Source organism: Pseudomonas sp. EL_65y_Pfl2_R96 (assembly GCF_963970905.1).
Taxonomy (GTDB): domain Bacteria; phylum Pseudomonadota; class Gammaproteobacteria; order Pseudomonadales; family Pseudomonadaceae; genus Aquipseudomonas.
Genome location: NZ_CAXAQH010000455.1, coordinates 1 through 255 on the forward strand (window position 1 = coordinate 1; position 255 = coordinate 255).

General features: G+C 50.2%; 1 rRNA gene. It reads right to left on the bottom strand.

The features are described 5' to 3' along the window. Positions 1-255 (bottom strand): 23S ribosomal RNA (locus AACY49_RS31545); the annotation flags it as partial.

Genomic DNA, 255 nt, shown 5'->3' on the forward strand with positions numbered 1-255 from the left:
GGTTCTTTTCGCCTTTCCCTCACGGTACTAGTTCACTATCGGTCAGTCAGTAGTATTTAGCCTTGGAGGATGGTCCCCCCATATTCAGACAAAGTTTCTCGTGCTCCGTCCTACTCGATTTCATGACCAAGAGATTTTCGCGTACAGGGCTATCACCCACTATGGCCGCACTTTCCAGAGCGTTCCGCTAATCTCAAAGCCACTTAAGGGCTAGTCCCCGTTCGCTCGCCACTACTAAGGGAATCTCGGTTGATT